An 18,014-nucleotide genomic window follows, 5' to 3' on the forward strand; every position below is an offset into this window, starting at 1 on the left:
TGAAGAGAGTGGCGGGGCAGCCTGTCCGGGAAATGCGGCGCGACACGCAGGAACAGGGAAAGACATGGCGAGTATCGAAAAAGTCCCGATGCTGGCGGAAGGGTACGAGAAGCTGATCTCGGACCTGAAGACGCTGCGCGAAGAACGGCCGCGGGTCGTCGACGCCATCGAGGAAGCGCGTGCGCACGGCGATCTTTCGGAAAATGCCGAATATCACGCGGCCAAGGAACGCCAGGGCCAGATCGAAGCGCAGATCGCGGAACTGGAAGACAAGATCAGTCGCGCGCAGATCATCGACCCGACGACACTGTCGGGCGACCGGATCGTATTCGGCGCGACCGTGACCCTGCTCGACGACGACGACAAGCCCGTCACCTACCAGATCGTCGGCCAGACCGAGGCGGACGCCAAGAAGGGCCGGATCTCCTATTCGAGCCCGCTGGCCCGCGCACTGATCGGCAAGAAGACGGGCGACGAGATCGAGGTCACCGTGCCGTCGGGCGATCGTTTCTACGTAGTCGAAAAGATCGAGTTCATCTGAGCGGTCGGAGCAGGCGCTGGAACCAGGCTACGTCCGGCCAGCGCCCGAATCTTTGCCCACCTCGCGGTAAAGGCCGACAGGGGTGAAGCCGATTGCCTCGTGCAGCGCGATGCTGGCCGTGCTGGGCAGTTCGATCGCCGCAATGCCGCATTTTGGCGAATAGGCGATGAAGAGGGAGGGGCATTATCGCGCGCCCTGCCGATACCGCGACAGGATCGCGGCGATCCGGCCGACCATCGGTGATGGAAGCTATCCTAGCGCGAGATTGTCGTGCCGATCAGACAGGACGCACAGATCGCCGCCATGGCTTGCGCATCCGCCGCTTTAGCCGAACGGATGCGCAACGGTCAGCTCACCCCTTTGGCAGACCGGGTTCGAGCAATTTGTGCAGGTGAACGATGACGTATTTCATCTCCGCATCGTCCACGGTGCGCTGCGCATTGGCGCGCCAGGCATCCTCGGCACTGGCATAATCAGGGAACACGCCGACGAGGTGGACCGAAGGCAGGTCGGCAAATTCCAGCGAGCGCGGATCCGTGACCCGGCCACCCATCACGAGATGCAACTTCTGCGACATGCGAAGCGGTTCCTTTTCGGAGAGAGGGAGGGGGCGGCTCCTTCGTTGGAGCCTGCCGTCGCGGCACCCTCTAAACAAAAATCGGCCCGGCGCAAGACTTGCCCCGGGCCGACATTGGTCGTGCATTCGTCAGTGGTCAGCGGCGGATCTTGCTCGCCAGCGACTGGGCCTGCGAAGCGGTCGCTTCGCCAACCCGCCTCACACTATCGGCCAGCGATGCGCCGGCGTCGCCCGCCCGGTCGGCAAGGCCCGATCCGGTGGCGGCAAAGCTTTCGCCGATCTCGCCAAGCTTCTCCTGGCTCGCCTCAGCCGCCTCGCGCGTCATGTTGAGCATGCGCGCACCGTAGGTCGCGGCCAGTTCGGCCACCATGCCGCCCAGCGCAACCGCGCCGCCGCGCATCTTGCGACCGGGCTTTCCGGGCAGGGCGAAGGCGATCAGCGCACCGGCGGCGACCGCGCCCGAGATCGAAAGAAGCGGATGCTTCTTCACGAATTCGACAGTCGCTTCGGCGTATTCGGCAGCCTTTTCCTCGACCTTGTCCTTGACCGGTCCGGCACGGGCGGCAAGCCTGTCCTGCGCCGCCTTGACCCGTTCGGTCAGGGTCGGCTCGGCTGGCGAGTAAGTGGTTACGGCGGGAACGCCGGCGCCGTCGTTGGCGGCGGTGGGTTCGGCTTCGTTCACGGGTAATTCCTTCCGGATGTCTGCAAATACGGCATTTGCCAAATCAATGCCTCGCAACCGCGAGAGTTCCGGCGGACGGCGTGGTCAGGCCTCTTCCGTCTCTCTCTCGGGTTCGCTTGCCTCTACGCTGTCGTCTTCGGCCTGATCCCCACTCATGATGCTCGCGGCGAAGGCCATCAGCGGCTTGCGCAGGAAGAAGCCCGTCAGGGCCAGAACTCCAGCCCCGACCAGAGAGCGATGACGATCGGCGGCATCGATGGCTGTCTCGGCCATGAGCCTGCCGTCCTCGGCGATGCGGGTGATGACCCGCTTCCCGATCCCGGCTGCGCCCAGGTCTGCCGAAATAAGGTCTTTCTGCGCGTCGAACACCTTGCGGGCCGCGCGGCGGAGGCGCTTCGCTTCCAAAACCTCCTGTTCGGTCATGCGTCGTCTCCATCGCCGATAACGGCCTTCAGCTTGGCGAGCGTCGCCTTGCCGCGCGAGGCGAAGATGGCTGCCCCGATCAGCAGAAAGCCAGCGACCACGGCCGTCGAACCCCAATAAGTGATGATCTGGCCGAGCGCGAGGACCAGCCCGACGGTGATCGCCATCAGTGCGAAAAACGCAAGAACGCCGGCGATCGCGAAATGAACCGCGATCTTCTGGCCCTGTTTCGCGCCGTAGATGGCGCGCTTCTTGTGAAAATCGAGCTCCGCTTCGGCAAGAAGGCGCCCGTCGCTGACGAGCGCCTTGATATCCTCTGCCAGCGACCTTTCGGCTGCCGGTTCGAACTCCTGCGGAGTCTCGCGCTGATAGCCGGTGCTATCGAGCATGTCGTTCCCCCTCAAAAGCCGCCTTACTTGCTACGGAACAGGCGGGCGAGGAGGAAACCGGCGCCGACCGCGACGGCCACGGCGGTGCCGGGGCTCTTGCGGATCATCTCGCGCGCGTCTTCGCCCAGTTCGTCGAGGCTCTTGGCATCGAGCTTGGCCGCGCCGCTTTCCAGCGAGCGCGCGGCGGACCGGGCATAGTCGCCGTACTTGACGCCCAGCTTTTCATCGAGCGTCGGCGCGTTGTCGGTGGCTAGACGGCTCAGCGAAACAAGCGCCTCGCTGGTGCGGGCCTTGGTCTCGTTGGCAAGCTCGGTCGCCTTCGCTTTGGCTTGGTCGCCATAGACGGCGGCGTCGCCCTTGAGCTGCGAACTCTTTTCGCCTGCGCGGCCCTTGTAACCATCAGCCTTTACCTTCGCGTCCGCCTTCAGGGCCTCTGCCTTTTCGAGCGCCTCGGCCTTCAGCGCGGCAGCGCCGGCCTTCGCTTCGTCGAGCGCCTTGGAAAAGCGGCTCTTGGCTTCTTCGCGGTGGGTGGTCACCGGTGTTGCCGGGGTCGTCGGTTCGATCGGATCAACCATGGTTTCCATCTTTCTTCCTATTACCGCCCGGTCGTCGGGCGGCCCCTTCATGATACAATACGGCAACGGCCAGAACCGTTCGTGCCTTTGCGGCTTCAACGACGGTTGCCAGCGATTGTTCCGCCCTTTATCGGCACCCAGCATAACACACAGGGCGCGTTTTTGCGCGCCTTGCGTCTTCGAAACCGGGCAGCATCAGGAAGGCAGCGACATGACCGCGATCATCGACATCCACGGGCGCGAAATCCTCGACAGCCGGGGCAACCCGACCGTCGAAGTGGACGTCCTGCTCGAAGACGGCTCGATGGGCCGCGCGGCGGTTCCCTCCGGCGCATCGACCGGCGCGCACGAGGCGGTGGAACTGCGCGACGGCGACAAGACCCGCTATCTCGGCAAGGGCGTGCAGAAGGCGGTCGACGCCGTCAACGACGAGATCGCGGACGTGCTCCTCGGCCTCGACGCCGAAGACCAGCGCGACATCGATCTCGCCATGATCGCCCTTGACGGAACCGAGAACAAGAGCCGCATCGGCGCGAATGCGATCCTCGGCACTTCTCTGGCGGTGGCGAAGGCGGCCGCGGCGGCGCGGGGCTTGCCGCTCTACAGCTATGTCGGCGGTGTCCAGGCGCATGTCCTGCCGGTGCCGATGATGAACATCATCAACGGCGGCGAGCATGCCGACAATCCCATCGACTTCCAGGAATTCATGATCATGCCCGTCGGCGCCGAAACGCTGGCCGACGCGGTGCGCTGGGGCGCAGAGATCTTCCACACCTTGAAGAAGGGGCTGCACGACAAGGGCCTGTCGACCTCGGTAGGTGACGAGGGCGGCTTCGCGCCGAATCTCGCAAGCACCCGCGCCGCTCTCGATTTCGTCATGGAATCGATCGAGAAGGCGGGCTTCAAGCCCGGTGACGACATCGCTCTTGCGCTCGATTGCGCCAGCACCGAGTTCTTCTCGGACGGCCGTTACGACATCGCCGGCGAAGGTCTTTCGCTGACCGGCGTCGAGATGGCCGACTACCTCGCCGATCTCTGCGCCAACTACCCGATCCGCTCGATCGAGGATGGCATGGCCGAGGACGATTTCGAAGGCTGGAAGGCGCTGACCGACAAGATCGGCCACAAGGTCCAGCTCGTCGGCGACGACCTCTTCGTCACCAATCCCAAGCGCCTGACGATGGGCATCGGCGAGGGGCTGGCCAACTCGCTGCTCGTCAAGGTCAACCAGATCGGCACCCTGACCGAGACGCTGGAGGCGGTCTCCATCGCTCAGCGCAACGGCTACACCGCGGTCATGTCGCACCGTTCGGGCGAAACCGAGGACAGCACGATCGCCGACCTCGCCGTCGCCACCAACTGCGGCCAGATCAAGACCGGCTCGCTCGCGCGGTCGGACCGGTTGGCCAAGTACAACCAGCTGATCCGGATCGAGGAAGAGCTGGGCAATTCGGCAATCTACGCCGGATCGCGCTGCTTCGGCCGGCTGTCCTGACCGGTTTGCCGGGGCGGCGCGCGGCGCTGGCCCGGCTTGGCTGGCCATCCGGCCAGCAGCCCCGGCGGGCGATTGCGGAACGGCGAAAAGACACCTAGAAGACACTGTCGCCACGATTTTGCCACAAACGCCCGACGGGAAGTCTCGCGCCTTGCGCTCAACCTTGCTCTCCGCCTCCCTGCTGCTGCTCGCCACGATCGGGCTTGCGGCGGGGTGCTCGTCGGACAACCGAGACCGCGGCGCGGCGGTGCAGGGCACGGGCGTCGGCATCGACCTCGACGCGATGGACAAGTCTGTCGCGCCGGGGAAGGACTTCTACCTTTATGCCAACGGGGCCTGGGAAAAGGCCGCCGTCATCCCGGCGGACCGGTCGTCGGTCGGTGTCTTTCCCGACCTGAGGGACCGCGCCGACGCGCAGATGGCGGAACTCGTCACGGGCCTCGCCGGGCAGGAAACGGATCCCGGCACGGCGCAGGACGCGGTGCGCCGCTATCATGCCGCTTTCATGGACGTGGCCGCGATCGAAAAGGCGGGCTTGGCCCCGGTGCAGGGGCAGATTGCCCGGTACGACCGGATCGCGACGAACGAGGACCTGTCGCGCGCGCTCGGCCAGCAACTGCGCGCCGACGTCGATCCGTTCAACTGGTCCGATGTCGAAACGCCGCACCTGTTCGGCCTGTTCGTCAGCGCACCGCTGAGCGGGGGCGAGAACGAGCCCTACCTCCTGCCGGGCGGACTGTCGCTGCCGACGCGCGAGGCCTATGGCGGCGCCCAGCGCGCCGTCCTGCAGCGCAAGGTCACGACGATGCTGCGCCTCGCCGGACGCGACGATGCCGCCGGTCGCGCGGCGCGGGTGGTGGCGCTGGAAGCGAAGATCGCTGCGGCGAGCCCCGATCAGGCGGCGCTCTACGATTTCATCTCGGCCCCTTCGTCGTGGCAGCGCGACCAGTTCGCGCGCAAGGCACCGGGCATGGACTGGTCCGCCTTTTTCGAGGCGGCGGGCCTCGGCGGCGCGGACACGGTGATCGCCTATCGCGGGGAGAATATCTCGCGCCTTGCCGCGCTCGTCGGATCGGAACCGATCGAGGTCTGGCGCGACTGGCTGGTCTATCGCCACTTGGCCGATCATGCGGACGTGCTGCCCGCCGCGTTCGCCAAGGCGGCGCTGGAGTTCGATGCGGCGATCAGCGGCGTGAAAAAGGCGCGCCCACGCAACGAACAGGCGATAAAAGCGCTCGACCGCCACCTGGGCGGAGCGATGAGCCGGCTCTACGCAGAGCGCTACATGCCCGATTCAGACCGCCGCGCCATTCGCGAAATGACGCGGGCGATCAAGGATGCCTTCGCCGCCCGCCTTGCCAAGGCCGACTGGCTCGATCCGGAAACCCGCGACGAAGCCTTGCGCAAGCTGTCCGCGTTGCAGGTCGGCATCGGCTATCCCGAGAATTTCGAGAGCTTTCGCGGTCTGGATCTGCGGGGCAAGGGTGCCTACGCGGCGACCATCGCGGCGGACGACCTCGCCTATCGCCGGCAAATGGCCAAGCTGGGCAAGCCGCAGGACCGGGGCGAGTGGTGGATCCGCGCGAACGACGCGAATGCGCTCAACCTGCCGCTTCAGAACGCGATCAACCTGCCCGCGGCGATCTTGCAGCCGCCGATGTACAACGCCGCCTCCGATCCGGCGGCGAATTACGGCGCGATCGGCGCGGTGATTGGGCACGAAATCAGCCATGCCTTCGATTCGCTCGGCGCATCGTTCGACAGCAGCGGTGTTCTGCGCAACTGGTGGACGCGCGAGGATCTCGCCGAATTCAACCGCCGCGCTGCGGTCCTCTCCGCGCAATATTCGGCCTATCGCCCTTTCCCCGGGGTCGCCATCGATGGGGAGGGTTCGCTGGCCGAGAATATCGCCGACGTTGCCGGCCTCGCTGCCGCATACGACGCCTATCGCGCGTCGCTGGACGGGCGCGAGCCACCGGTGATCGAGGGCCTGACCGGCGAGCAGCGCTTTTTCATCGCCTTTGCCCAGTCGAACCGAAGCAAGCGGCGTGAAAAGGCGGAGCGGACCCTGCTGCTGACCGACAGCCACGCGCCGGATCACTACCGCGCACTGACCGTCCGCAACATCGATGCCTGGTATCGCGCCTTCGACGTCCAGCCCGGCGCAGAGCTCTATCTCGCGCCGCGCGACCGGATCACGATCTGGTAGGCAAGCGCCGCGCCTGCCGGTCGGCAGGCAAGGGCCAAGCGCTTCAGGCTGCGAAGCGGGCCTGCAGCTCGAGCAGGCACAGCGCGGCCTTTGCCGCTTCGCCGCCCTTGTCCTTCTGCGCGGGATCGGCGCGGACAATCGCCTGCTGCTCGTTTTCGACCGTGAGGATGCCGTTGCCGATGGCGATGCCGTCCATCGTCAGCGCCATGATGCCCCGCGCGCTCTCTCCGGCGACGATCTCGAAGTGATAGGTCTCGCCCCGGATGACGACGCCGATGGCGACGAAGCCATCGTAGCGACCCGATTCCGCCGCCAGTGAAATCGCGCCCGGGATTTCCAGCGCGCCCGGAACGGTGAGGACGTCGACATGGTGGCCGGCATTCTCCAGCGCAGCGCGGGCGCCGGCGATCAGCATGTCGTTGAGGTGGTCGTAGAAGCGAGCCTCGACGATCAGGAAGCGAGCCATGCGGTAAACTCCGGAACGGGCAGGGGGATCAGACGACGATCGGACGTTCGCCCACGATGGAAAGGCCATATCCTTCCAGCGCGACGAGCGAGTGATGCGAATTGGTGAGCAGGATCATTTCGTGCACGCCCAGTTCCGACAGGATCTGCGCGCCGACACCGTAGTCGCGCAATTCGTCCATCGACGGAGCAGGCCTGTTTCCGGAATGCAGGTCGAGCGCGGTCGACCAGTAGTCTGCCCGGTTCCGGTTGATCAGCACGACGACGCCCGATCCTTCCTCGGCGATCAGCTGCATGGCGCGCCCCAGTTCCCCATTGCGGGGGTGATCCTCGCCTAGGGTGTCAGCAAAGATGTTGAGGCCATGCATCCGCACCAGCGTCGGCTTGTCCGGGTCGATATGGCCGAGGGTGAGGGCCAAGGTCTCTTCGCCGGTCGCCTTGTTGAAAAAGGCATTGGCCGTCCACCGTCCACCGAAGCGGCTTTCGAAGCGGCTTTCCGATCGTTTTTCGACGATGTGGTCGTGCTTGCGGCGATAGGCGATGAGATCGCGGATGGTGCCGATCTTCAGGTCGTGGCGACGGGCGAAGACGAGCAGGTCGTCCATCCGCGCCATGGTGCCGTCGTCGTTCATGATCTCGCAGATCACGCCCGACGGGTTGAGGCCGGCAAGCCGAGAGATATCAACCGCCGCCTCGGTATGTCCGGCGCGGATCAGCACCCCGCCGTCGCGCGCGACAAGCGGGAAGACGTGGCCCGGGGTGACGATGTCGTCGCGGCCCTTGCTGGCATCGATGGCGACGCTGACCGTGCGCGCCCGGTCTCCGGCGCTGATGCCGGTGGTCACGCCCTCGCGTGCCTCTATCGAGGTGGTGAAAGCGGTCTCGTGCCGCGTCCGGTTGTTCCGGCTCATCAGCTCCAGCCCGAGTTCCTCTACCCGTGCGCGGGTGAGAGTGAGACAGATCAGGCCGCGGCCATGGGTCGCCATGAAGTTGATCGCGGCAGGGGTGGCCATCTGCGCCGGAATCACGAGATCGCCTTCGTTTTCGCGATCCTCGTCATCCACCAGGATGAACATCCGGCCGTTCCGCGCCTCGTCGATAATCTCCTCGGGCGTGGCAAGAACGGGACGGTCGCTGCTGCTGGCGAGAAACGCATCGAGCTTTGCGATCGTATCGGACGTGGGATTCCAGTCGTCGTTTAGACACTCACGCAGGCTGTTCGCGTGAAGGCCGGCGGCACGGGCTATCGCGGTTCGGGTCATCGTGCCGTCGCGAACGAGATCCCTGATTCGGGCTTGGGTGGTGCGGGTCAGCGTTGTCATGGCAAGGCATTGGCACATAGCAGTGTGATTTGCAAGAATGGCGACATCGCAATGTGATCGCGAGCGTCTGGGTCAAGGCTTTTGCCGATTAAGGCCGTGTTGAATCGCGAATTTCTTGCTCCAAAGAAAAAGCCCCGCCGAAGGGCGGGGCTTCCGATTGGCAGCTTTTCAGCTCACCGATAGGGCATCAGCAGGTCCTTGAGCGGCTCCCACCAAAACCCGATAAGCATGGACAACATAATGGCCTCCGTTCTTGAGGCCTTTTGTTAACCACACTTTTTAAGGTTAATAAAGTGTTAATTTCACGGCAGTTTGTCTTCGATCCGCCTCCAGCATCTGCAGGAATTGGGGCAGAAACTGCGGTTTTCCGAGCAAGTAACCCTGGCCGATCGGACATCCGAGCTCGCGCAGGCCGTTGCGGTCCTCGTCGGTTTCGATCCCCTCGGCGACGAGTCGCATGCCCGCAAGCTGAGCTGTGCGAGCCAGCGCGGCGATGACCATGCGCGCACGTTCGCTGTGCTGCGCAAGGACCACGAAGCTGCGGTCGATCTTGATCTCGTCGCAGGGCAGGGAGACCAGCAGCGACAGGTTGGCCTCCCCCGTGCCGAAATCGTCGAGCGCGACGTGATAGCCGATCCGCTGCAAGGCTTGCAGATTGCGTGCGGCGCGCTCGATGCTGGGTATGCGGGCGGTCTCGGTGATCTCGATCGTGATGGCCGATGGTTGGCCGCCGCCAGCCCTGATGTTTTCCTGCACGAAATTGACGAAGTCGTCGTCGGCGATGATGGTGGCCGAGATGTTGACGCTGACCCGGACGTTGGCCGGTGCCGTCTTCTGCGAGGCCCGGGCGGCCAGCCGCAGCGTGTGCGCGGTCAGGGGCTTCAGGCGACCCGCGCGCTCGATCTGGGGGATGAACTGCGACGGGCTGATGACCCCGCGTTCGGGATGCCGCCATCGCACCAGCGCCTCGACGCCGACGATCGTATCGTCGTCCAGCCTGACCTGCGGCTGGAACGCGAGGTAGATTTGCTCCTTGCTGATCGCCTCGTCGAGAGAGGCCAGCAGCGAAAGCTGCCAGTTCGCATCGTAACCGTCCTGTTCGCTGACGTAAGCGATGCGGCTTGGTCGCGTGCCGGCCTTGTCGGCCGCCACGACCGTTGCGCTGATCGCCTGGCGCGGCTTTTCGATGGCGCAGTCCAGGAGGCCGAACGAACAGGCGAAGTCCAAGGTGCGGTCCGCGACCTTCAGCGGCGCACTGGTCAGCGCGAGGAGGCCCGCGACGTGGCTCTTGGCGTTCTCCAGATCCTCGAACCAGGCGAAATGCCCCGACGTGTCGGTGTAGATCTTCTGGCCGGAGCCGACCGACAGGCGCTTGGCGATCTGCTGGACGAATTCGGAATGCTGGGCGGGTTCGAGACTGGCGAGGATCTCTTCGAAATTGTCGACCTTGGCGATGACCAGGCGGCCTGTCGCGGCCGCGTAGTCGTCTTCCAGCGCGTGGAAGTTGGGAAGCCCCGAAAGCCGCTCCGTTCCTGCGGCGCGCTCGCGTGCCAGCGTGCGGTATCGCATCGTGAAGAATACGACGAGCATGGTCACTGCGCTGCCCATTCCGACCACGGGGCCGAACGGCGCGACGCCCAGGGGTATCGCAACGACCAGCATGGACACGACCGCATACATGCGCCGCCGCGCCTTCCGCGGCAGCGTCGTCGCGACATAGAGCAGCAGGAGGGTCAGGAGGAAGGTCGTGAGATTGGTGATTTCGACCGGGGGGCCCGATCGCAGGGTCTCTGCCGAAACGATGTCCGCGAAGATCGAGGGCACCCAGTTCCACTCGTTGGGCACGAGCACGGTCCTGTCGAGTGCCCCCGTCGACGCACCGATGACCACGCGCTTTCCGCGCAACCAAGACGGCGGTACCTTGCCGGACCTGAAATCCTGCAAGGAATGAACCGGGATCGTGCCGATGGCATAGCGATAGTCGATCGGCACTTCGACCGCCGCATTTCCCTTTCCGGCGATGGCCGAGGAGAAGGTGGCATACCTGCGCCCGCCGACCTCGATCGAACCGTCCACGAACGCGCGAAACCTGGTCGGCAAGACCCTGTCGGCCTGGATCGCTTCGGTCACGTTGGGGAAGGAGGCGCGGCGATCGACGCGGATGCCCGAGGAGTTTTCCTCCGCCGCATATGTGATCGACCAGCCGATGGTGACCGGGGCATCGCTGGCGGCAATCGACTTGCCCAGCGCCTCGATGCCGGAATCGGTCTGAACGAACTGGCCTTCGATGAAGATCGCCTGCGCCCCCTGTTTCGAGGCGAGCGAGACGGCTTCGGCCTGGCGTTCCGCGATCGAGATGGCCGTGAAACTGCGATCGTTGGTGATGTCCACCAGCACGATCTCGCCCGAGACCGGCTGCGGCGCGACGGCGGCCCCGACCCAGCGCGGCAAATGATCGATGAGCAGGGGGACGTAGAAGACGTAGAGCATCCACGCGACAAGGGCGCTGACCCCGAGCTGGTACAGCCGGGTCAGATCCTGGGAGGAAGCGCGGCGCGCTGAAAAGGACCAGGGGCGGGTCGTCACGCCCGCTGTCATACCGGGCTTTGGTTAACTTTTCGCTGACAAACGCTGGCGTCAATTCAAGGATTATTGCCCCGACGATGGTTAACGGGGCGCTTACGATGTTTCCGACAAAGCTGGGCAATCAAGGCGTTGCCGCGGTTTCCTCAGGACCGGGCGCCGGGGTTGCGTCGTCGGACGGATCGGGCGCTGCAGGCAGCAGGACCTCGATGTCGACGCGGCGATTTTTCAGCCGTCCTTTTTCGTCCGGCGTGCCGTCGAGATGGGCGTTGGGTGCGATCGGTCGCATTTCTCCGAGCGCGATGATGGTGATCCTGTCTTCATCGACCCCCGCTTCTCGGAGCGCATCGGCGACCATTTCCGCCCGACGGCGTGAGGATTTCAGGTTGACCTCGTCGCTGCCCACGGAATCGCTGTGGCCGCGCAGGACGATGCCGCCCCCGGCCTTGAACTGATCGGACGCCAGCGCCGAGGCGATGGTCGCTTCCGCTCCATCGGGCAATTCGGCCGAGGCATCGCCGAACGGAATCGTGGCGGTAAACGGCCCGGTGGGCCCCTCGACCACCGGGTCGGGCATCTCCCGCAGGATCGAGGCCGGACTTGCCGACATATTTGGCGTCGGCCTCGGTTCCGGATCGGCTTCCGGCTTCTGACAGCCGACCGCCGCCAGTGCGGTCAAGGGCAAGATGGCGATGACGATGGGGCGGAACATGGCATTCTCCCTCATGCCGGACTTGCGTCCGGTTTGTTGGCGCCGGCGCCTTTCTTGTCGCCCTTGCGCTCCCTGGCTGCCTGGACACGCTCGGCCGATGGCGCCTCCGGTGGCGAGTAGGACAGGACGAGATCGCCGCTGCCGGGGGACGGACGCGAGGCGTGTGTGAAGAACTTGAGCCCGCCGTCCTTGCGCAGGACAAGCAGGAAATCGGCACCGTCAGGCAGGGTGCTGCGCGCATCGTCGATGCCGAAACGGTCGGACAGGCGCGTCTTGCGGAATTCCCAGCCCGCCGTCTGGCGCCGATGCATCTCTTCCATGTCGGCCCCGGATTCGAACAGCGAACGCCCCCTTATCGCACTGGGCAGGGCACGCGGATCGTCGTGATGGCCCGGCTCACCCAACTGGTAGACGGCATCGCGGCCCAGTTCCGGCGCGAATTCCATGCAGACGAGCGAGTTGTAGGCCTCGTTCTCCGTAGCCGCGACCAGCACCTGATAGCGCGTCAGATCGAGGGTGTGCTCGGTCGCTTCGGCGAGGATTTCGCCGTGGTAGGTCTCCAGACCCTGCTGCCTTGCCGCGGAAAGACGCCACCAGCTCGTGTCGGAGATCGTCACCGGCACGCCGACCGCCTTCAGCTCGATGGCAAGCGCGATCGACCACGGTGTCGCACCGACCAGCAGCAGACCCTTGCTGCCCGCGCCAGTCACTCCAAGCAGGCGGGCAACCGGCTGGATGGTGAAGCCGTGGGCGACGATGGTGGCGACGCACACCGCGAAGGACAGGCTGATCAGGATCGTACCGTCCCCATAGCCGAGGTCGGACAGTCGCAGCGCGAAGAGGCCGGAGATCGCGATGGAGACGATGCCGCGCGGCGCAATCCACCCGAGGAAGAGCCGTTCGCGCCACGGGATGGAACTGAATGCCAGGCTGATGATGACGGTCGCCGGTCGGACGAGGAAGAGGATGGCGAGAATGAAGAGCGTAAACTGCCACTCGAGCGAGCGAAGCGTCTCGAACTCCAGAGAGGCGGACAGGAGGATGAAGATGCCCGACACCAGGATGACGGCGATGTTCTGCTTGAAGGGATGGATGTCGCGCAGCGAATCGACCTTCATGTTGGCCAGCGCAATGCCCATGATGGTCACGGCGACGAGCCCGGTTTCGTTCTGGATCGCGTTGGCGACCACGAACAGCGCGACGACGACCACCAGCAGCACCGGCGCCTTGAGGTATTCGGGAACATATCCCCGCGGGAAGCTCCACGCGATCAGCTTGGCCGCCGCATAGCCGAGGATCGCCGCCGCGACGGTGGCGAACAGAAGTAGGGGCACGACTTCCAGCGCGTTCGATCCGTCGGCGGAGGCGCGAAAGTATTCGTAGGCCAGCACGGCGGCCATCGCGCCCACCGGATCGTTGACGATCGCCTCCCACTTGAGCACCGCAGAAGGTCGCTGCGCCACGGCCGACTGTCGCAGCATGGGGATCACCACTGTGGGTCCGGTGACGATTAGAATGCCGGCAAAGATGATGGCCACGGGCCACACCAGCCCGGCGATGTAGTAGCAGGCGAGCGAACCGAGCAGCCAGGCGACCGGGCCGCCGATGACGCACATGCGCCACACCGCGCTACCGGTCTTGCGAAGCTCGCGGAAATCGAGGCTTAGTCCGCCTTCGAACAGGATCAGGGCGACCCCGATCGACACAGCCGGTTCGAGCAGTTCGCCGAACGCGTGGTGCGGATCGATGCCGCCGAGCAGCGGCCCCGCGATGAAGCCGGCGCCGAGCATCAGCACGATCGCGGGCCAACCGGTGCGCCATGCCACCCATTGCGCGCCGATGCCGAGAACCCCGACGAGCGCGATAACAATTGCCTGTTCTTCCATTACCCCTCTTGTCGCCGCGCCGGTATCGGACGCCAGGCGACCAAGTTGCCCTTGGTAAAGAAAGTGCTCAACCGCTCGAGGGTTCCCCGAAAGCGGGAATGGCGGCGCCACTTCGGGCGAACTTCACGGGAAGTCGCGCATGATATTCGATATTTTAGGGATAAAGGGTGGTGGACGCACTAGGGCTCGAACCTAGGACCCGCTGATTAAGAGTCAGCTGCTCTACCAACTGAGCTATGCGTCCACATCGCCGCTTCGGGGCCGCGATACGGGGAAGGGCCGAGGCCCTGTCCGCCGTGGAGCGCCCCAAATAGTGTCTGACGCGATTCGCGCAAGCGCTTTTTCAGCTATCCTCGAAGCCGCCCCGGATATCGCGTTTGCCCCACCGATCGACCGCCATGATCAGGCCCATGCAGATCATCAGCGTCATCATCGAGGATCCGCCATGACTCATGAACGGCAGCGGGATGCCGACGACCGGGGCAAGCCCCATGACCATCATCAGGTTGATTGCACAGTAGAAGAAGATGGTCGCCGTGAGCCCCGCCGCCATCAGCCGCGAGAAGCGCCCCGGCGCATCGCGCGCCACGCGCAGGCCATAGCGCAGGATGATGCCGAAAACGAAGAGCACGAAGAGCCCGCCCAGCATGCCCCACTCCTCCGCCATCGTGGCGAATACGAAGTCGGTGTGCGGCTCGGGCAAGTAGGCGAGGTGGCTCTGCGTGCCGTTGCCGAACCCCTTGCCGAACAGCCCGCCCGATCCGATCGCGATCTTCGACTGGGTGATGTGATAGCCCGTGCCCAGCGGGTCGCTTTCGGGATCGAGGAAGGTGAAGACCCGCTGCCGCTGATAGTCGTGCAGCGCAACGAAGAACAGGAACGGGATCGCGATCATGACGGCAACGCCGGCGCCGATGAACCAGATCAGCGGGAGGCCGGCGAGAAACATGACGACGACCGCCCCGAAAGTAATGGCAAGGCCGGTGCCCAGGTCCGGCTGGATCAGCACCAGGCCGACCGGCAGGCCGATCAGCACGGCGGGTATCGCCAGCGAGCGGAATTCCCGCGTCGCCCCCGGGGGGAGCATGTCGTAGAAACGCGCCAGGATGATGACGATGGCCGGTTTCATCAGTTCCGACGGCTGCAGCGTCATGAAGCCGAGGTTCAGCCACCGCTGGCTGCCGCCGCCGACGAAGCCCAGCGCCTCGACCGCCATCAACAGCAGCAGGACGATGACGTAGATGGGCAATGCCATTATTTTCACGAACTCGCGACTGAACCGCGAAATGACGATCGCCATCACGAGAAACGCGAGATAGCGCACGACGTGCATTGCCGACCATGGCATCCAGTGGCCTGCCGCCGCCGAGTAAAGCACTGCCGCGCCGAAACAGACGAGAGCCGTCAGCGGCAGGATCACGCCCCATGGCTGCCGCCCGATGCCGGCCGGAAGGGCGTTGAGGACGCTCATTGCGCTGGGCCCTGGCGCGGCGCATCCGCCGGTGCCGGTGCCGGTGCCGGCGATGGCGTGGCGGCAGGCGCATTTGCCGTCACTGCGCTGGCGGCGGTGTCGCCCTCCGCGGGGCGCGGCGCGTCGGCGTTGTTGATCGGGCGCGGCGCGGGCGTGTCGGCGGGATTGTCGACCGCGTTCTCGATAACGCTTTCCGCCGGTTTCGGCGCTGCGCCGCCATAGGCGTTCTCGTAGGCCTGGTACTTGCGGGCGAGGCGCTCCTGCGCGGTGCCGCCCCATTCGGCTTCGTAGGTGTGCAGCACCTCGACCGCTTTCTGCGGGTCGAACAGGTAGGTCATCACGTCGCGCGCCACCGGGTATGCCGACGACGAACCCGCGCCATGTTCGATCGCGACGGCGCAGGCATATTTCGGATTGTCATAAGGGGCGAAGCTGATGAAATGGCCGTGGTCGCGGTATTTCCAGGGCACGCCCTTGCCGCCCCGGCCATAGGCGAGGCTGACGACCTGCGCCGTGCCGGTCTTGCCCGAAAGCTCGATCCCCTCGAGAGGCAACTTCGCGCGCCCGGCGGTGCCGGCGCCGTTGACCACTTCCCACATCGCATGACGCACGATCTGCAGGTGCTCGTCCGAAATGTCGAGATGCGGCGCGGGGAGGGCGGGGTCGGTCGCCACGAGGCGTGGCTGCAACCTGCGGCCGCTGGCGATGCGCGAGGTCATGACCGCCTGCTGCAACGGGTTCACAAGAAAATAGCCCTGACCGATGGTCGCGTTGACCGTGTCGTAGGTCTGCCACTCGCTGTCGTACTTGCGCTTCTTCCATGCCGGGTCGGGCACGGTGCCGTAGGACTGGCTGGCGACGGGGAGGGGATACTTCCAGCCCAGGCCCAGCTTGCGGGCCATGTCGGCGATCGGCTGCATGCCGACGCGCTGGGCCATGGCGTAGAAATAGACGTCGCAGGACTGATAGATGCCCTTGGCCATGTTGACGGTGCCGTGGCCGCGCCGGTTCCAGCAACCGAACACGCGGTTGCCGACGCGCAGGCCCCCGCCGCAGAAAACCGATTCGTCGGGGTCGATCCCGGCCTTGAGCAGGGCGAGCGAAACGAAGGGCTTCACCGTCGAGCCGGGCGGGTAGAGGCCCGAGAGCACCTTGTTGCGCAGCGGAACGTGGTCGTCCTCGGACAGCATCTTCCATTCGACACGGCCGATGCCGTCGGAAAAGCTGTTGGGATCGAAGCTGGGCATAGATGCCATGCACAGCAGGTCGCCCTTTTCGAGATCCATGACCACGACCGACCCGGATTCCAGCCCGATGCGCCGCGCTGCATAATCCTGCAGCTTGGCGTTGATGGTCAGCTTGACCGGGTCGCCCTGAACGTCCTCCTTGGTTTCGAGATCGCGGACGATCTTGCCGTTGGCGGTCACTTCGGCCCGGCGCGCGCCCGGCTCGCCGCGGAGGCGCTTCTCGAAGTATTTCTCGACCCCGTCCTTGCCGATCTTGAAACCGGGCGTGATCAGCAGCGGGTTCTTTTCCTGCTCGTATTCCTCTGCCGAGACGGTGCCGACATAGCCCAGCAGATGCCCGACCGACGGGCCGGTAGGGTAATACCGCGTAAAGCCGCGCTGCGGCACCACGCCGGGCAGGTCCGGCAGGCGCACCGACAGCGCCGCGAACTGCTCCCAGTCGACGCCTGTCGCCACCTCGACCGGGCGGAACCCGCGCGCGCCGTCAAGCTTGTCGCGAAGGTCGGTGATCGCCGCGGGCGTCAGCTCGAGAATCTCGCCCAGCGTCGAGAGCGTCCGCTCCTTGTCGATGACCCGTTCGGGCACGAGGTCGACGCGGAAATCGGCGCGGTTCGACGCCATCGGTATGCCGTTGCGATCGAGGATCCAGCCCCGGCGCGGCGGGATCAGGGTCAGGTCGACGCGGTTCGATTCCGAGGCCAGCTCGTACTTCTCGTTCTCCGCCACCGCGAGATAGGCCATGCGCACCGCCAGAAGCACGCCGACGCCGCCCTGGATGCTGCCGATGACGAAGCTGCGCCGGTCGAACCGGTTGCGCAGTTCGCCGCTGCTGACGCGCTGCTCGATACGCGGGCCACGCCGCTTCCACCCGAGCATCAGCCGAGTTTCCGCACGCGGGCGAGACGAAAGAGATCGAGAATGGCGATCACGCGAGTCAGCAAGGGGAAAGCGATGAAGCACAACAATAGCTGGGGAAGGATGACTGCCGGGTGAAAGGTGCCGCCGGAAAACGCCGCCAATGCATGCGCGACGAAGAGATAGATTGCGATGACGCCGCTGGCGACCAGCCAGTCCTGCCAGAAACCGCGCCAGCGCAGCCAGCCGTCGATCAGCTCCAGCCCAATCATCGCCAGCGACCAGAGCAGGATGGCGCTGCCGAAGGGTTGCCCCGAATAGAGATCGTCAATCAGCCCAAGGGGCGCACCGGCCCAGATCGGCAGCAGGCCCGGGCGCAGCAGGCGCCAGCCGATCAGCAGCATAAAGCCCAATGGCGGCAGCACCGGGGCCGAGGCGATGATCGGCGACAGCGGCATCAACGAGGCAAGCGCAATGGTAACCCACGGCACCGTCTTCGCCAGCAGCGGCGAGGGCGCGCGATTGATGCGCCGCGCAAACAGCCCCTGGCCGGGCAGCCGGTCGCCGGTCAGCGCCACGCCG

The 18,014-nt window shown here is 65.2% G+C and carries 16 protein-coding genes and 1 tRNA gene; 3 read left to right on the plus strand and 14 right to left on the minus strand.

What is annotated here, in order from left to right; translation table 11 throughout:
• Nucleotides 1–64 precede the first annotated feature (64 nt).
• The gene (gene greA, locus J2X37_RS11660; protein ID WP_310021391.1) at nt 65–541 is read left to right on the plus strand and encodes a transcription elongation factor GreA; all 477 of its coding nucleotides are present in this window, start codon (nt 65–67) and stop codon (nt 539–541) included.
• Nucleotides 542–893: 352 nt separating this feature from the next.
• Here greA and J2X37_RS11665 read toward each other — a convergent pair whose 3' ends face one another.
• The 5 genes from J2X37_RS11665 to J2X37_RS11685 all read right to left on the minus strand — a co-directional run bounded on the left by J2X37_RS11665 (nt 894) and on the right by J2X37_RS11685 (nt 3,196).
• Nucleotides 894–1,118, minus strand: a complete 225-nt coding sequence (locus tag J2X37_RS11665) for a DUF4170 domain-containing protein (RefSeq protein ID WP_310021394.1) — start codon at nt 1,116–1,118, stop codon at nt 894–896.
• A 136-nt stretch (nt 1,119–1,254) separates the two neighbouring features.
• Nucleotides 1,255–1,800 (minus strand): hypothetical protein, encoded by a 546-nt coding sequence (locus J2X37_RS11670; RefSeq protein ID WP_310021397.1) that lies wholly within the window; start codon nt 1,798–1,800, stop codon nt 1,255–1,257.
• 84 nt (nt 1,801–1,884) lie between these two features.
• Nucleotides 1,885–2,223 carry a hypothetical protein gene (locus J2X37_RS11675; protein ID WP_310021399.1) on the minus strand — a complete coding sequence of 113 codons (339 nt, stop codon included), beginning with the start codon at nt 2,221–2,223 and terminating at the stop codon, nt 1,885–1,887.
• Nucleotides 2,220–2,612 (minus strand): phage holin family protein, encoded by a 393-nt coding sequence (locus J2X37_RS11680; RefSeq protein ID WP_310021401.1) that lies wholly within the window; start codon nt 2,610–2,612, stop codon nt 2,220–2,222. Before J2X37_RS11680 ends, J2X37_RS11675 begins: the two co-directional genes overlap by 4 nt.
• 23 nt (nt 2,613–2,635) lie before the next feature.
• On the minus strand, nt 2,636–3,196 hold the full coding sequence (locus J2X37_RS11685) for a hypothetical protein (RefSeq protein ID WP_310021403.1): 561 nt from the start codon (nt 3,194–3,196) through the stop codon (nt 2,636–2,638).
• A gap of 202 nt (nt 3,197–3,398) precedes the next feature.
• Here J2X37_RS11685 and eno point away from each other — a divergent pair, with 202 nt between their 5' ends.
• Both eno and J2X37_RS11695 read left to right on the plus strand, forming a co-directional pair.
• On the plus strand, nt 3,399–4,682 hold the full coding sequence (gene eno, locus J2X37_RS11690) for a phosphopyruvate hydratase (RefSeq protein ID WP_310021406.1): 1,284 nt from the start codon (nt 3,399–3,401) through the stop codon (nt 4,680–4,682).
• A gap of 151 nt (nt 4,683–4,833) precedes the next feature.
• The gene (locus tag J2X37_RS11695) at nt 4,834–6,891 is read left to right on the plus strand and encodes a M13 family metallopeptidase (RefSeq protein ID WP_310021409.1); all 2,058 of its coding nucleotides are present in this window, start codon (nt 4,834–4,836) and stop codon (nt 6,889–6,891) included.
• Between the two features lie 43 nt (nt 6,892–6,934).
• Here the strand turns inward: J2X37_RS11695 and ribH are convergent, their stop codons facing one another.
• From ribH to mreD, 9 genes are all read right to left on the minus strand, one after another.
• Nucleotides 6,935–7,357, minus strand: coding sequence for a 6,7-dimethyl-8-ribityllumazine synthase (gene ribH, locus J2X37_RS11700; protein ID WP_310021412.1), 423 nt, complete (start codon nt 7,355–7,357; stop codon nt 6,935–6,937).
• A gap of 28 nt (nt 7,358–7,385) precedes the next feature.
• Nucleotides 7,386–8,678 (minus strand): 3,4-dihydroxy-2-butanone-4-phosphate synthase, encoded by a 1,293-nt coding sequence (gene ribB, locus J2X37_RS11705; protein ID WP_310021414.1) that lies wholly within the window; start codon nt 8,676–8,678, stop codon nt 7,386–7,388.
• A gap of 285 nt (nt 8,679–8,963) precedes the next feature.
• Nucleotides 8,964–11,264 (minus strand): EAL domain-containing protein, encoded by a 2,301-nt coding sequence (locus J2X37_RS11710; RefSeq protein ID WP_310021416.1) that lies wholly within the window; start codon nt 11,262–11,264, stop codon nt 8,964–8,966.
• Nucleotides 11,265–11,385: 121 nt separating this feature from the next.
• Entirely contained in the window at nt 11,386–11,973 is a 588-nt protein-coding gene (locus J2X37_RS11715; RefSeq protein WP_310021418.1) for an OmpA family protein, read from the minus strand.
• A gap of 11 nt (nt 11,974–11,984) precedes the next feature.
• A complete protein-coding gene (locus tag J2X37_RS11720) occupies nt 11,985–13,859 on the minus strand; it encodes a sodium:proton antiporter (protein WP_310021420.1) in 1,875 nt (624 codons plus the stop codon).
• A 168-nt stretch (nt 13,860–14,027) separates the two neighbouring features.
• Nucleotides 14,028–14,103 (minus strand) — tRNA-Lys (locus J2X37_RS11725).
• Between the two features lie 99 nt (nt 14,104–14,202).
• Nucleotides 14,203–15,330 (minus strand): rod shape-determining protein RodA, encoded by a 1,128-nt coding sequence (gene rodA, locus J2X37_RS11730; protein WP_310021423.1) that lies wholly within the window; start codon nt 15,328–15,330, stop codon nt 14,203–14,205.
• Complete coding sequence (mrdA, locus tag J2X37_RS11735; RefSeq protein WP_310021425.1) at nt 15,327–17,453, minus strand: penicillin-binding protein 2; 2,127 nt, start codon at nt 17,451–17,453, stop codon at nt 15,327–15,329. Before mrdA ends, rodA begins: the two co-directional genes overlap by 4 nt.
• The gene (gene mreD / locus J2X37_RS11740; protein WP_310021427.1) at nt 17,453–18,010 is read right to left on the minus strand and encodes a rod shape-determining protein MreD; all 558 of its coding nucleotides are present in this window, start codon (nt 18,008–18,010) and stop codon (nt 17,453–17,455) included. Before mreD ends, mrdA begins: the two co-directional genes overlap by 1 nt.
• Nucleotides 18,011–18,014: the final 4 nt, after the last annotated feature.

The sequence above is a fragment of the Croceicoccus sp. BE223 genome (genome assembly GCF_031457155.1).
In the GTDB taxonomy this organism is placed as follows: Bacteria; Pseudomonadota; Alphaproteobacteria; order Sphingomonadales; family Sphingomonadaceae; genus Croceicoccus.